The sequence below is a fragment of the Listeria grandensis FSL F6-0971 genome (assembly GCF_000525835.1).
GTDB classification, from domain to species: domain Bacteria; phylum Bacillota; class Bacilli; order Lactobacillales; family Listeriaceae; genus Listeria_A; species Listeria_A grandensis.
The window spans coordinates 441,831-456,312 of sequence record NZ_AODD01000002.1; the positions used below are offsets into that span (position 1 = coordinate 441,831).

General features: G+C 39.5%; 6 protein-coding genes. 4 read left to right on the plus strand and 2 right to left on the minus strand.

What is annotated here, in order from left to right; translation table 11 throughout:
• Positions 1 to 8 precede the first annotated feature (8 nt).
• Positions 9 to 581, plus strand: a complete 573-nt coding sequence (locus PGRAN_RS02800) for a DNA-3-methyladenine glycosylase I (RefSeq protein WP_036064884.1) — start codon at positions 9 to 11, stop codon at positions 579 to 581.
• Between the two features lie 247 nt (positions 582 to 828).
• Here PGRAN_RS02800 and PGRAN_RS02805 read toward each other — a convergent pair whose 3' ends face one another.
• On the minus strand, positions 829 to 1,242 hold the full coding sequence (locus PGRAN_RS02805) for a VOC family protein (protein ID WP_036064886.1): 414 nt from the start codon (positions 1,240 to 1,242) through the stop codon (positions 829 to 831).
• A gap of 541 nt (positions 1,243 to 1,783) precedes the next feature.
• Complete coding sequence (gene adhE, locus PGRAN_RS02810) at positions 1,784 to 4,384, minus strand: bifunctional acetaldehyde-CoA/alcohol dehydrogenase (protein WP_036064888.1); 2,601 nt, start codon at positions 4,382 to 4,384, stop codon at positions 1,784 to 1,786.
• Between the two features lie 1,036 nt (positions 4,385 to 5,420).
• On the opposite strand from adhE, the gene PGRAN_RS15480 reads away from it, so the two are divergent.
• The 3 genes from PGRAN_RS15480 (at position 5,421) to PGRAN_RS15485 (ending at position 13,760) form a co-directional block, all read left to right on the plus strand.
• Positions 5,421 to 9,857, plus strand: a complete 4,437-nt coding sequence (locus PGRAN_RS15480) for an RICIN domain-containing protein (RefSeq protein WP_077914562.1) — start codon at positions 5,421 to 5,423, stop codon at positions 9,855 to 9,857.
• A gap of 839 nt (positions 9,858 to 10,696) precedes the next feature.
• Positions 10,697 to 11,050, plus strand: a complete 354-nt coding sequence (locus tag PGRAN_RS02825; RefSeq protein WP_036064892.1) for a pectate lyase-like adhesive domain-containing protein — start codon at positions 10,697 to 10,699, stop codon at positions 11,048 to 11,050.
• A 475-nt stretch (positions 11,051 to 11,525) separates the two neighbouring features.
• Positions 11,526 to 13,760 carry an immunoglobulin-like domain-containing protein gene (locus PGRAN_RS15485; RefSeq protein ID WP_149023959.1) on the plus strand — a complete coding sequence of 745 codons (2,235 nt, stop codon included), beginning with the start codon at positions 11,526 to 11,528 and terminating at the stop codon, positions 13,758 to 13,760.
• The last annotated feature ends 722 nt before the right edge of the window (positions 13,761 to 14,482 follow it).

Below are 14,482 nucleotides of genomic sequence, written 5' to 3' on the forward strand. Positions count from 1 at the left end.
GGAAAAGTATGGGACAACAAGAACGATGTGGTTGGGCAATGAACGAGACGGTAGAGCAAGTTTATCATGATAACGAATGGGGAGTGCCAAGCCGTAACGAACAATATCTATTCGAAATGTTGAATTTGGAAGGCGCACAGGCCGGATTATCATGGCGTTTAATTTTGAATAAACGAGCTGCATATAAAGAAGCTTTTCATCAATTTAACCCAGATAAATGCGCTGCAATGACCGATGAGGAGCTCGAAAACATACGTGAAACTGCAGAAATTGTGAAAAATAAACTAAAAATCGGTGGAGTACGCAAAAATGCCATTGCTTTTTTGAAAGTGCAGGCCGAGTTTGGCTCTTTTGCGAACTATATTTGGGGATACTCAGATGGGGAGCCCATTATCAACCATTGGACAGACATGTCGCAAATGCCAGCTCAAACGGAATTGTCCGAGCGAATCAGCAAAGATCTTAAAAAACGCGGTTTTATTTTTGTTGGGCCGGTTATTATTTATTCTTATTTGCAAGCGATTGGGATGATTGATGATCATGTTGTGACCTGTCCGTATCATACCGAAAATCGTGATTAGCTTTGTTTGGATTGTCTAAGTTCCCATGATAAAGCGTGAATATACTTTAGGGAAGAAGGCTGAAATGATGGAGTTTACAGGAAATGCGATTTTAATAACAGGTGGCGCGGACCTTCGTACTTTCAGCGTACCATTGTCCAGACTCAAATAATGAAGCACGAGGAGCACTGACGCTCTTGGGGAATATGGAATAGTAAATAGGCGAGGAGCCAAGTCAACTAAATATGACCATGCTTCTCGCCCTATTTTATGCTTTTTGCCAATTGAGTTGCCATTCAATACCGAGTTTATCCGTGACTTTTGCATAAACCCCGCCCCAAGGCATTTCTTGAAGTTCGATCCCCACTTGTCCGCCATCTCTTAAAATGTCATACGTAGACTTAAGTGAAGCCTCATCTGCAAACATGAATGCGATGGAGAGCATATTTCCAGGAACTAATGATTCGTCAACATAGGAATCAGAGAAATAAAGTATTTCGACACCATCTTTTTCAAGGCGAGCATGTACAATTCGGTTTCCAAGGGCTTCATCCCCACGAGAATCACCCATTTCATTATAGGTTTGAACCATTGTTGGCGTGGCTCCAAAAGCATTTCCGTAAAAATCCAGAGCCTCTTTTGCATTTCCGTTAAATTGTAAGTAAGGTATTGTTATTGGCATAGTATGTCCTCCTAAACTAGTTTATCACGCTAGGTGATAGAGCAAGTATAAGCGATTTCCCTTGATAAATCCAACGAAAAACAAAATTTCTTAGCAAATTATCAAGTTACAATAATTATATTATGTAAACTAATGAGTTGACAGTATGGAAAATGATCAAAATAGTTATTTAATCATTTTTCCAGAAAGGTTTTATCACTTTGTGATGCGTTTGTATATTTCCACTTTAATATGTTGGGTATACTCTTCGGATGTATGAGAGTATACCTCTTATACAATTTAAGAAATGTAAAGAAGACTATTCAGCAAGAAAGAAGAGCTCAAATGAGACACTATCAAATACAGATGAGATACGTTGCGCTCTGAAAATGCACAACCTGAGGTAAAGCTTTAATTTAAATCCGGACAGTACTAATTTGCAGCGGGGTACATCGAAAAAATCAAGTATGCCAAGAAAATGCCGGTAGTATGAAAATTTCATCTTAACATGAATAAAAGAGGACGACCAAAAATCGGCTGCCCTCTTTTGCATTACTATTTATTAAACACCTTTATAAGCATTCATATAAACTTCCTTCAACTCAGAAACGAGCGGTTGAACTGGGTTAGCAGTCGTACATTGATCCATAAACGCACGATCAGCAAGTGTATCAACCACTGCGTCAAATGCTTTCTTATCAATGTTTTGACCTTTCAAGCTCATGTCGATTCCGCAATCTTTACCAAGGCTGATAATCGCATCAACTAGTGATTTCACCCCTTCTTCTGTTGTAGAAGCTGGAAGTCCGAGCACGCGAGCGATTTGTGCGTAATCTTGGTCTGCACGATAAGACTCGTATCTTGGGAACAACGCATGTTTTCTAGGTTTTGTTGCATTGTAACGTATAACGTGTGGCATAAGGATAGCATTGGCACGGCCATGAGGAATGTGGAATTCAGGTCCGATTTTGTGTGCTAAACTATGGTTAATTCCTAGGAAAGCATTGGCAAAAGCCATACCAGCCATAGCGGAAGCGTTATGCATTTTTTCGCGAGCATCTTCGTCTGCGTCAAGAACGGAAGCACGTAATGATTCGAATACCATTTCGATAGCACGTAGAGATAATCCACGTGTATAATCGCTCGCCATAACAGATACGTAAGACTCAATCGCATGTGTTAATACGTCCATACCTGTATCAGCAGTGATGTGAGCTGGAACAGTCATAACGTATTGTGCATCGACAATTGCTACGTCCGGAGTCAACTCGTAATCTGCAAGTGGGTATTTAATGTTATTTTCTTTATCTGTAATTACCGCAAAAGGAGTAACCTCAGATCCTGTACCAGATGTAGTAGGGATGGCGACGAATTGCGCTTTTTCACCAAGTTTAGGATATTTGAACGTACGTTTGCGAATATCTAAGAATTTTTGTTTCAAGCCGAAGAATGAAGCTTCTGGGTGTTCATAGAATAACCACATTCCTTTGGCAGCATCCATTGCGGAACCACCACCAAGTGCGATAATGCAATCTGGTTTGAAGTCTTTCATTAATTCTGCACCTTTGTAAACGGTAACGTCAGATGGATCTGGTTCTACGTCTGCGAATACTTGATAAGAAACGTCATTACCACGTTTTTTCAAGTGTTCGATAACAACGTCAACGTATTTGAATTGAACCATTCCTGGGTCAGTTACGATGAATACGCGTTCGATGTTAGGCATTTTTTGTAGATATTGTGTGGAATATTTTTCAAAGAATACTTTTGGTGGCAGTTTGAACCATTGCATATTATTTCTCCGTTCTGCGATACGTTTCACGTTTAAAAGGTTTGTTGCGCTAACGTTTTGTGATACAGAGTTTTTACCATAAGATCCGCAACCAAGTGTTAGGGAAGGAATGAAGCCATTGTAAAGGTCGCCGATTCCGCCTTGAGCAGATGGGGCGTTTACAATGATACGACATGCTTTCATGCGTAGGCCGAATGCAAGTTGTGCTTCGCGATCTGTAGAATGAATAACTGCTGAATGACCGAGACCACCGTATACGAGCATTTCTTCACAACGATCGAAGGCTTGTGCTTGGTCTTTTGCTTCAATGAAAGCTAGGACGGGGCTTAGTTTTTCATGAGATAGTGGGTAATCATCACCCACACCTTTAATTTCAGCTACTAGCATTTTTGTATCTTCTGGAACCTTGAAACCAGCTGCGTTTGCGATCCAAGCAGGGGATTTACCGACTACATTTGGATTTAACGCGTGTGTTTCAGGATTGATGACATAGCTTTCTAGTTTTTTGAACTCAGCGCCTTTAACGAAGTAGCATTTGTTCGCTTCCATTTCGTCTTTTACGGCTTTTGCCACTTCTTTGTCGACTATTACCGCTTGTTCAGAAGCACAAATCATACCGTGGTCAAACGTTTTAGATAGGATTAAGTCGTTCACTGCGCGTTTGATTTTCGCTGTTTTGTCGATGTAAGCTGGAACGTTACCAGGACCAACGCCAAGTGCAGGTTTACCAGTAGAGTACGCTGATTTAACCATGGCCGCACCACCTGTAGCGAGAACGAGCGCTACATCTTTATGGTTCATCAATTGTTTGGTTGCTTCTAAAGATGGTTTTTCTACCCATTGAATACAATGTTCGGGAGCGCCTGCCGCAACTGCTGCTTCATATACGACACGAGCCGCTTCAGAAGAACATTTTTGAGCGCTTGGATGGAAGGCGAAAATAATTGGGTTACGTGTTTTGATTGCAATGATCGCTTTGAAAAGTGTCGTAGAAGTGGGGTTTGTAACAGGTGTTACCCCAGCAATAACGCCGACTGGTTCTGCGATTTCAACCACGCCGGTTTGCTTATCTTCATGAATAATACCGACTGTTTTGTCTGCTTTGATGTTATTCCAAATATATTCTGTTGCGAAAATGTTCTTAATACATTTATCTTCGTAGATTCCGCGACCTGTTTCTTCAATCGCTAGTTTGGCAAGTGGCATATGTTGGTCAAGACCAGCTAAGGCCATCGCATGCACGATGTTATCTATTTTCTCTTGATCAAAATCGGCGAACGCTTTTAGTGCGCTTTGTCCGTTACTTGCTAATGTATCGATTACTTTTTGAACTTCTACTACTTCATTAATAGCTTTTTCTTTCATTGCCATTTGTGAACCCTCCAATGATATTGGGACATTTAATGTCCTATCGTGACATTAAATGTCCCTATTATTCCAAAAAAATTGCGACGGTCGACTCGCCGTCATCTTTCTGGATTTCTTATTTACAAAGTAAGTGTAACACTTCACAAGATCTTTGTCCATAGTTTATTGTGAATATATTCACTTAGTTTCGTAAATGGTGAAATAGCCCCTCATTAAAAAGAGAGTAGTGATCCAATGGACTTAGGTAAAATGAAGAAGAAAGGAGTGTTCCTATACTAGCTTGTTAGCAATCTAACGGAAATTTAATAGGATGAACTAAGGAAATCTATGCTATTTGTAGCATACTTATCTGGAAATAGCGATATAGCAAAGACAAAAGGGTGTTATATAACGATATATGGTCTTTTTCGCTACCTCGACGTCGGTTGATTTTTAGTGGTAATGGGAATTTATACGGAAAATATTTGGAAGGCTTGCGGTATTTATAACTGCATTTCAAATTCCGACTTTCCCAAATGTGTGGACTTATTTTTTACGTTTTGGTCTGTCAATTCTGTTTTTATTCCTTAAACATAACTATTTCTAACTTTAAATTGTGGTCAAAGGCATTGTTTCGCGTTCTTTCCCCTCATTAGGAAAACCCGCAGGCTTTAATCAGCGGATCTGCATAAGATGGTTCAATCTTATACTAGACATGTGTGTTACTACAATGCTCGGTTGCTGATAGTAATGCAAACTTGGCGAGTCGTTGATTCGTGGTAGTTGTCGTTAATATCCATGATAAGCTACTTTTGCGTATTCTGCATGATTCATTTGGTCAGTATAGAAAGACAAATAATCTTCATCCAAAGTGACTATATTAAGGCCTCCTAATTTTGAAATGGGTCTCTCGTTAATTCTATATTTTTCCTCTAGTCTTGCATCCCCCTGATGGAATCGTTTTACCAGACATTCTGCTCATCTTTTTTACAATAATTTGATTTCACCACAAACTAATGCTACCATTGATGTGCATAAAATAACCAAAGGAAGAGGGGAAATGATGAATAGAAAAAGAAAAATATTTCAATGTTCGGGAACTTTATTATTAATCATGGCAATATTACTCTTTGTCTCGCCTAGTAATACAAATGCAACAATCACACCAGAAGAAGCCGCTTCAGCGTTTGAAGGGATCAACTTAGGGCCAAGGGCGGCCGCTATGAATATAATGATAGCGGAACCAACTTTACAAAGCCCTGAAAAAGTAACAAGAAACCCTGAGAGGATAGCCGGTCCAAAAGTGGAACTAACTTCCGGACTACCTTCATCACAAATGGGTGCTAAAATTCTGAAAGCCTATGATCCACTGCGTACCGATAAACCAGATCAAATGGACCCGAAAATACAGACAGAATTGGAAGTAGCTGGGTTGATAGATGACAGCGGAAATTTTGACTGGAAGGCGTTTGACAAACTTCCAACGATAGATGGAAGTACTTCTACTAAAACATCTCAGAATATTTTACAGAATGACGACAGTACAGTGATTGATGACACTACAATTGAGCCATACAAGTATTCAGCTCAACTGCTACTCAATTACGATGGCATTATGTACCGAGCGTCAGCATTTTCTATAGGTCACTCCGCTTTCATGACCAATGCGCATGCTGTATTTAAAAATAACGAGTTCCCTACTAGTTGCACTGTTATTCCAGCAAGGAACAATGCTTCTAATCCATTCGGAATGAGTGAGGTAAGGAATATCGTGTTAAGTCCGATGTATAATCAAACGGGCATTCTGGGGGAACATGATTGGGCGATAATCGAAACAGCGGATGACCTGTCTGCATCCGTAGGTTACCCCGCTATTTTTCATCCACCAACGGATAATGTTACAGACCTACCCATTGCAATATATGGATATCCAGCTTCTATCGATGGTGTAGAAAATAATCAGATGTTCCAATCAATCGGTAAAATACTAGGAGAAAGTCCGTCCAAATTGCTGTTTAATCACACGGCATTTTCCTCTCCAGGATATAGTGGAAGTCCTATCTATGTTACTAACGGGACTTCCACTCCAGCCTTAGTAGGCATTAATACCGGTACAGCAGCTAATAACCTATTTGCTGGACGCCGGATTGATGCGGAACTAGTAAAAATAATCGAATGGTATCGAGACGGTACTCGAAAAATAAAAGAAGTTTTCAAAGATGAAAATTTAGCAAAATCCGTGGCACAAGCCATGAATCTTACGGTTGATACGGAAGTAACAAGGGAACAGTTAGCAAATTTTCGAGGTAACCAACCAGGTAATCTATTCACTGCAAGCAACCAGAACATAACAGATCTCAACGGAATGGAGTATTTAAGAGGGATAGAAGCATTAGAACTGGATAGAAACAGTATCCTCGAGCTTTACCCTCTGGCTCATTTGAAAGGCCTGACACGTTTAAGTCTAAAAAACAATGCCATCAGAAATCTGGATTGGCTCCAAGCTTTGGATCAGTTAAAGGACCTATCACTGGACGGTAATGATACGCTAGATGAAGAGGCGCTAAATCTCCAGCCACTGAAAAAATTGAAAGCATTAACAACGCTAAGCCTGAATAGTCAAGTCAGTGAAGAGGAATATATGGATATCAGTCCGTTAAAGGATTGTAGCAAGTTAGAATCCTTATTTTTGGATCACAATGAAATCGAAGACCTTAGCCCCCTAAAAGATTTGAAACAATTAAAACAGCTAAGTTTGGATAATAATAACGATATCCATGATATCAGTCCGTTGAAGGATTGTAGCGAGTTAGAATCTTTATTTTTGAATCACAATGAAATCGAAGACCTTAGTCCTCTAAAAGATTTGAAACAATTAAAACAGCTACGTTTAGATGAGAACCATATCCGTGATCTTAGTCCTCTGAAGAACATGATTAATTCGAATAATAACCTAGATTACACGGCGAAAAATCAAGTGGTCAAGTTGCCAAAGGGCATAGTAGGGGTTGCCACTGAAGTTAAGCTACTTGATCGGAATAGTATCACTCCACAAACAACCATAAAAAAAGAAGACGGCATCTATAGAGATAACCAACTAATCTGGTTCAAGCCTGGTAAGTGGGTGATGCCATGGATATCGAGTGATAACCGCTTTTCTGGAAACGTTCACCAAATTGTAGATCTATTAAAGGCATCCGGTGAATTTATTATTAGACCCGATAGTAATCCTGATGACGCTGTAACATTACAAAAAGACGAACTGAAAGGAAATGTGACTACGGATAAATATTACGGTACGAATTTTCAGCGATGGCGTCTGGATTATAACGCAGAGAAAAATGCTTACAGAATATTCAATGTTCAAAATCCTAATTTAGTGATGGCCTGGGATAGTAGTGTGCAGGGCAGCCTGAATGTGATGGTATATCCAGATAAAGACACCGGTGACGATGGTTGGTGGAAAATAGATATAGGGGCAGATAACTCTTGTACACTGACAAATCTAAAAAATAATGATCCCGCGAATAAGAATTATGTGCTGGATTTAGAGGGGAGCAATGTACAGGTATATCCACCAAACAATTCCGTGGCGCAAAAATGGACATTAGAATTCATCAATGAGCACCCCCTCGAAGATGGCGAATATACTTTGAGCACAGGTAGTAATTCCTTTTTTGTCGCTGATGTAAATAAAGTAGAACCCTACGGTAATGTCAATGTATGGAACTATCATGGGGGTGCGAATCAAAAGTGGAAGTTGGTATATCACCCCGAATACAATAATACGTATAGGATACACAGCGTGCAAGATCCCAATTATATATTAGTAAACAATAATCAAGATGTTCAAGTGTATGAAGCGGAACGAACAGGGGATGTTGGTTATTGGAAAATAGACAACAGCTCCGGTAAATATATACTGAGGAATCTTGCGGAACCAAATATGGCCCTTGATTTTCATCGAGGACTCCCAGAAAATGGAGCAGACATCACTGTACAGCCTTCCCACGGAGGGGACGCTCAAAAATGGGAGATACATCCGATTATCAGCAATCCAATTGCAGATGGTTCGTATTCCATAAGAAGCAATCTGGATGAAACGAAAGCGGCAAATAGGGAAGCGACAGACAACGTTGATATCATGAATTATATTGGTTCCGACGATCAGCTTTGGCGTTTCGAATTTGTTGCAGCATTAGCCGCGTACAGAATATATATAGCCAACGACAAATTAAATATGGATAGAGCATCACGCGTGGGGATAGATACTAACAAAGTGATGGCTTGGGATAGTGCACATGCCGACAATGTTATCGTGGAAGACGCTGAAAAAACAGGGATGGAAGGTTATTGGAAAATAGAGAAATACATCGATAGGTACCTCTTGTGGAATCTGAAAGATCCGAGTAAAGCATTGACAGTATATAACGAAGACCCAACGAATGGCACCAATCTTCAGGTATATCATTCCGACAACATACTAAATGCGCAACTTTGGAGTCTGGAACCAGAAAAGATAGTTAGACCAGAGGATCCGAGAAATCTAAGAGCAACGAACGTCACACATAACGAGATTTCGTTGGCATGGGACGCATCGGAGGAAAATTCCAATGTGGCTCACCACATCATTAAACGAGGAGGAGAAGAAGTAGGAAGAAAAGATGGTGAAACATTGACATTTACTCATCTTGAACTGGATCATAGTACAGATTATACCTACACGGTAAGTGCACATGACAAAGCTGGAAATCAGCTTGGATCAAGTGATCGAATCACAGTATCCACGTTAGAATCTCCCGACCTGGAGAGAAAAATCAGTGATTTTTTCCCAGACAAAAATTTAGCAAAAGCAGTCGCACTTAAATTAACTGGTGATTCAAATATTGATGTGCCTATAACAACGGAGGAATTGGAGAATTTAACTGACTTAACCGCTACAAATGCGGATATTTCAAATTTAAAGGGGCTTGAATTCACTGTTAACCTTGAGAAGCTTAATGTTGACAATAACCGCATTGATACAGATGGAATGATGCCAATTACTTCTCTGCGGAAATTAGAATACCTTGATATTAGAGCTAACAGAATTCTTAATCACCAACCACTTGGTGATATGGCAGGAACAGCTCTTTCTGGCCCAGGGGCAATAAAAAGAATTAACGCCCACAACCAAGGGCTTGGTCGTTCATTGGATGCGACTAATGAAGCTGACCGAGAGTTACTAGGTCTCTCATTAAACCTTGATGAAAATGTACTTACAGCTAAAAATATTGTAAGGAGTAAAGACGGGCGTCTAGATTTTCTAATTAATTCATCTGTAGCTCCAGGTGTCTTAATTAATGGGACTGGTTATACTTTTAGCTGGATAGATAGTGTTGCTGGTAAATTTAGAGTCGATGGTATACCTGAAAACATTCACACCTTAACAATTAGATCATCCTCAGGTCAAAAAAAAAATCGCTACAGGTTTTTCAATAACGATAACAAATCTTGATAAAATAGGTCTCAGAGTATCAACGGAATGAAATTTCCCATAGAAGAGGGGTACTGAGCGCGCAGTGGAAATTCGATAACGAACGATTCTCTAAAAGAGCCAAAAACAGTCGTTTTTGGCTCTTTTTTTTTTGGTAATCGGCAGAATCACGATTTTTTTCACAGCATAGTATTAAATTAAAGGCAAGGTACTAAAAAATAAGCGCAGTTGCGAATCTGTTGATGAAAGTCCGCGGCTGTCCCTAATTTTTGAGGTGGCTGGCGAGAAACAATGACGTTGACCATAATTTGAACTTAGAAATAGTTGTATGTATCGTGTTGATGGGCATCGGGTAATATCCCTAAAAATAAGATGTTGCAGTTTATTTTTGAATATTGAATGAACAAAACCATCTAATCTCAAATTTTTCCGTTTTTTTCATTTATGTTCCTTGCATAATATATAGGCAACAGATATCATTTAGTAATGTAACATAAATATTTATGCCTTATCTGTTGAAATCCTACAAACGGAAAATATTAGGTGGCTACTTATACAACTTTTCTCTTTTGTACACAGCGTTGGAATTCGCAGCTCTTATCAACAGAAAACAGGCGATTCTAACGAGAAAAATGAAGTGGAAAAATGGCAGATTGGAAACAACCAGGAAGCATTACATATTCAAGAAGGGATTATCAGAACAACCAGCTGGTAAGGTGCCGGCTGGTAGAAGAGATCGTTTTCATATCATTTGTAATTGATGTTTTGAAGGAATTTATAACAGTGGAGGTGGTGAAAATGTAATCTCAGTAGCTATTTAATTTTTGGGAATTTCATCAACAAAGGAGGCTTAATTGTTTATGGGTAAAAGTTATTTATTGAAAAAAGGAAGCATCTTTAGTTTAGCGATAGCTCTTATTACAAGCCAAGTAATACTATCTGGGCAAACTATAAGCGCAAGTGCAGAAGAGGGGAGAACTAACTATTACGAAGCGAAGGAGCAATTTAAAACCTCTCGCGACAACAAGCAAAGTAACGACATAGCTTTGCTCGAAAATACGGTGGAAGTCAGTACCTGGGAAGAACTCCAAGGCGCTCTAAGTGACCCTGCTGTATCGGACATCAGTTTAGTTAATGATATCACGCTTCAAGGTACTGAAACGGTTGTGGGGACTAAATCAATTACAGGAAATATGTACAGCCTTTTTTTCTAATGGCTACAATCTTACCATGCAGACTGATAGTAATCTCACATTAATAAATATAGACATTAATAATACTTCATCAAGTCTTATTACTAGTATAGATTCTGAGCAATCATTAGGCACTGTCACTATACAAGATGTAACTGCTGAAGGACCACTATTTGATGGTGTTGGCGAAGTTACTTTTGCAGAGTTCTTTATAAGCAATACAGGTATTGGTAGAGTCAATACTATAAATATTCAAGAAGATGCCTTTATGGAAATCCATAATATTGATCATGCTGGTACTACGGAGACAGCCCTTCAAGTAAATCAATTAACGGTATCGGAGAATGCAGAAATATATATTTCTTCACAAGGTGTAGGGATTTATCAAGAGCAAGATAATCAATCACTCATTAATAATGGCTCTATCACCATAAAATCGGGAGATATAGCGATATATGGTAGTGATTCTACTATAACCTTGAACAGTGGAAGTGATATGACTATTACTGGAGGTAATAGGACTAACGGAGCAATTGGTAGTTACACTACAGGAGGGCCGAATATTACTGCAAAATCTGGTTCTTCGTTTGAAATAAGCTCCAATAGTACCTTGAGTACAGTTGGGACTTCTGGGAAACTAAATTTAGAAGAAGGCTCTAATTTTTCGATTACCAATTATAATGCAGCGGGGACACCACTTGGAGTTTCATCCGATAGTACAGTTGTGAGTATTGCATCTTCAGAAGGACTTCAAATGTGGGAACAAGGAGCATCGGATTTTTCGGTCGCTCCAATAACTACTTATAGCGGTCCACTAACCACTAGCTTCACGCTTATCGGTAACAGTGATACACAACAAACAAATCTGATTTCGAACAATGCTTCTTTCCAACAAGATTTTAAATCTAATGAAATAGGTAAAATAATAGGAGGAAACTTTGCACAATTCTCACCTATTGCAAAAACGTTGATGGATGATTTGACAACCATCACTACTAACGTAACGGGGACTGCTGAACCTGAATCTACCGTGACTATTAGAAATGGCTCCACAACAATTGGAACAGGGCTTGCTGACAGTACTGATGGTAGATATGACATTACAATTGTACCTCAACTGAAAGATAGCATTATCTCGGCTACAGCTAGCTCGGGAAACGTGGTATCGAATACTGCTACTGTAATCGTGCAAGTGGCCACAATTGCAGACACTACAATCCATTCCTTGATGACAAATTCCAACAGTGTTACAGGCACTGCTGAGCCTGAATCTACCGTGACTATTCTGAGTGGATCAGCAATTATTGGAACAGGTTCGGCAGATGACCAAGGAAATTACATGATCACGATCCCTACTCAACTAGCAGGAATTACAGTAACTGCTCAAGCAGAACACAATGGTATTTTGTCGAATATAGCTTCCACAGTAGTTATGAAAGCTCCAACAGTGGGAACAATTTCGCCAGTTCCTTATCGTACCAACGATATGTATATTACAGGAGTCTATACAGGAGATGTCGTTCGTGCTAATTTATTAGTCAATAACCATTCTGTTTCGTGGGGTGGTACATTTACGAATGGTAGCTTTACCTACTTTGCAAGAAACGCCAATATTACAGCTCTTGACGAGGTTGTACTCGTAGCATATGATGAGGATCACAACGAGCTTGACCGGCAAGTTGTAGTGATTATAGGCACAGAAGGAACTATTAGTCCAGATGCATTTAGATCTGGGGATAGGGATATCACTGGAACATATACTGGAGATGTGGTACGGGCTCGCCTCAGTGTAAATGGAGATGTCATTTCATGGGGTGGTACATTTGAAGATGGACGTTTCAGATACTATGTACCTGCAGGCACAATAGGAGTTGGGGATAGTGTAGTGATAACTGCTTTTGATGTGAATAATGTAGAATTAGATTGGCAAACGGTATCCATTACAGGCACACAAGGTACCATTACGCCAAATGAATTCCCAGTGGTAAACTCAAATTCTACCATTGCTGGAACGTATACGGGCGACGTGGTTCAGGCTAGATTGACAGTTAATGGGAAATCTGTTTCTCGAGGGGGTGACTTTGAAAATGGAACTTTCAACTACTATGTCCCTGCAGGTGTCATTGAGGTTGGGGATGATGTAGTATTAACTGCCTTTGATGAGGATGGTCGAGAATTAGATAGACAGAAAGTTATGCTGATAGCTATCATTGGAACCATTGATCCAGAAATATTCCAAGTGTTGAATTCAAATTCCACTATTACAGGAACATACACAGGAAGCGTCGCCCGAGCTCGTTTAATTGTAAATGGTGATGTTGTTTCAACAGGCGGAACTTTTGCTGATGGAAACTTCAGCTATTTTGTTCGTGCAGGTACGATTAATTTAGGCGATAATGTCACCCTTACCGCCTACAGCGCAGATGGTCAAGAATTAGACAGTCAAACGGTACAGGTGATTGCCACTCAAGGAACGATAACGCCAGATCCGTTTCATTTGGCACAAGGTAACACCAATATTACAGGATCCTATACAGGTGATGTGACACAAATCCGATTGGTTGTAAACGAACGCACGGTTTCTCATGGTGGAACATTCAACCCGAATGGTACGTTCATGTATTTCGTTCGTGGAGGAGACATTATTCTGGGAGATAAGGTACTCTTAATTGCCTTGGATTCAACTGGTCGAGAATTGGATCGTAAAACAGTGAGTACTCTTAATATGTAGGGAGCGATCACAGCAAGTGACACCGATCGAGCTGGACGGCAAAACAATAACACATCTCAACAGAATTATATAGGTGAGGCTGGAACATAAGAGGGATACCATATATTTACATTTTCACTCTTTGTACTATGTATCATTTGGGCACCACCAATCTATGATCTGCTTACTCGAAGATTTTCGCCGCTTCGAAAGTGATACCGTAAAAAATTATCCACAAAGCTAATGATGTGACATATGCTGGCGAATATGACCTACCCAATAATTTGGAGGACCAGTACCGACTTATTACTCTCTATTTTTGTGAATATTCCGTAGACAAATCACTTCACCTTGCTGTAAATCCCTCTTTTTTTTGAAAAAGATATTGATTCTGAACTACGTGTAGCATATAGTATGGACGGTTATGTAATTTCTTTTACTAAAAAAGTTGCAAAAGGAGGCTTTCCTGAAAAAAATATGTTGTTTTATTCTACTGATTGAATTTCCGTATTATACTACATTAGTTTAACTGCTGCTCAAAGAGAAAAAGCGCTAAACAAAATACCAAACTAGTTTGAAACAACTTGTGTCACAGCATTAGTAAATAAAGAGCAAACCAAATAAATTTTTAGTGAGCAGAAGAATGAGACACATTAGCTACACACTATTCGTGAATCGGTATCTCTTATTAAAACTACATGGAGGAATTTTTGAACAATGAAAAAATTATTTATTGCAACGTT

What these genes read in the sequence shown, in the direction of transcription:
- PGRAN_RS02825 (WP_036064892.1), top strand. Translation starts at nt 10,697, where the DNA reads ATGGGTAAAAGTTATTTATTGAAAAAAGGAAGCATCTTTAGTTTAGCG.
- PGRAN_RS15485 (WP_149023959.1), top strand. Translation starts at nt 11,526, where the DNA reads ATGACTATTACTGGAGGTAATAGGACTAACGGAGCAATTGGTAGTTAC.
- PGRAN_RS15480 (WP_077914562.1), top strand. Translation starts at nt 5,421, where the DNA reads ATGATGAATAGAAAAAGAAAAATATTTCAATGTTCGGGAACTTTATTA.
- adhE (WP_036064888.1), bottom strand. Translation starts at nt 4,384, where the DNA reads ATGGCAATGAAAGAAAAAGCTATTAATGAAGTAGTAGAAGTTCAAAAA.
- PGRAN_RS02805 (WP_036064886.1), bottom strand. Translation starts at nt 1,242, where the DNA reads ATGCCAATAACAATACCTTACTTACAATTTAACGGAAATGCAAAAGAG.
- PGRAN_RS02800 (WP_036064884.1), top strand. Translation starts at nt 9, where the DNA reads ATGGGACAACAAGAACGATGTGGTTGGGCAATGAACGAGACGGTAGAG.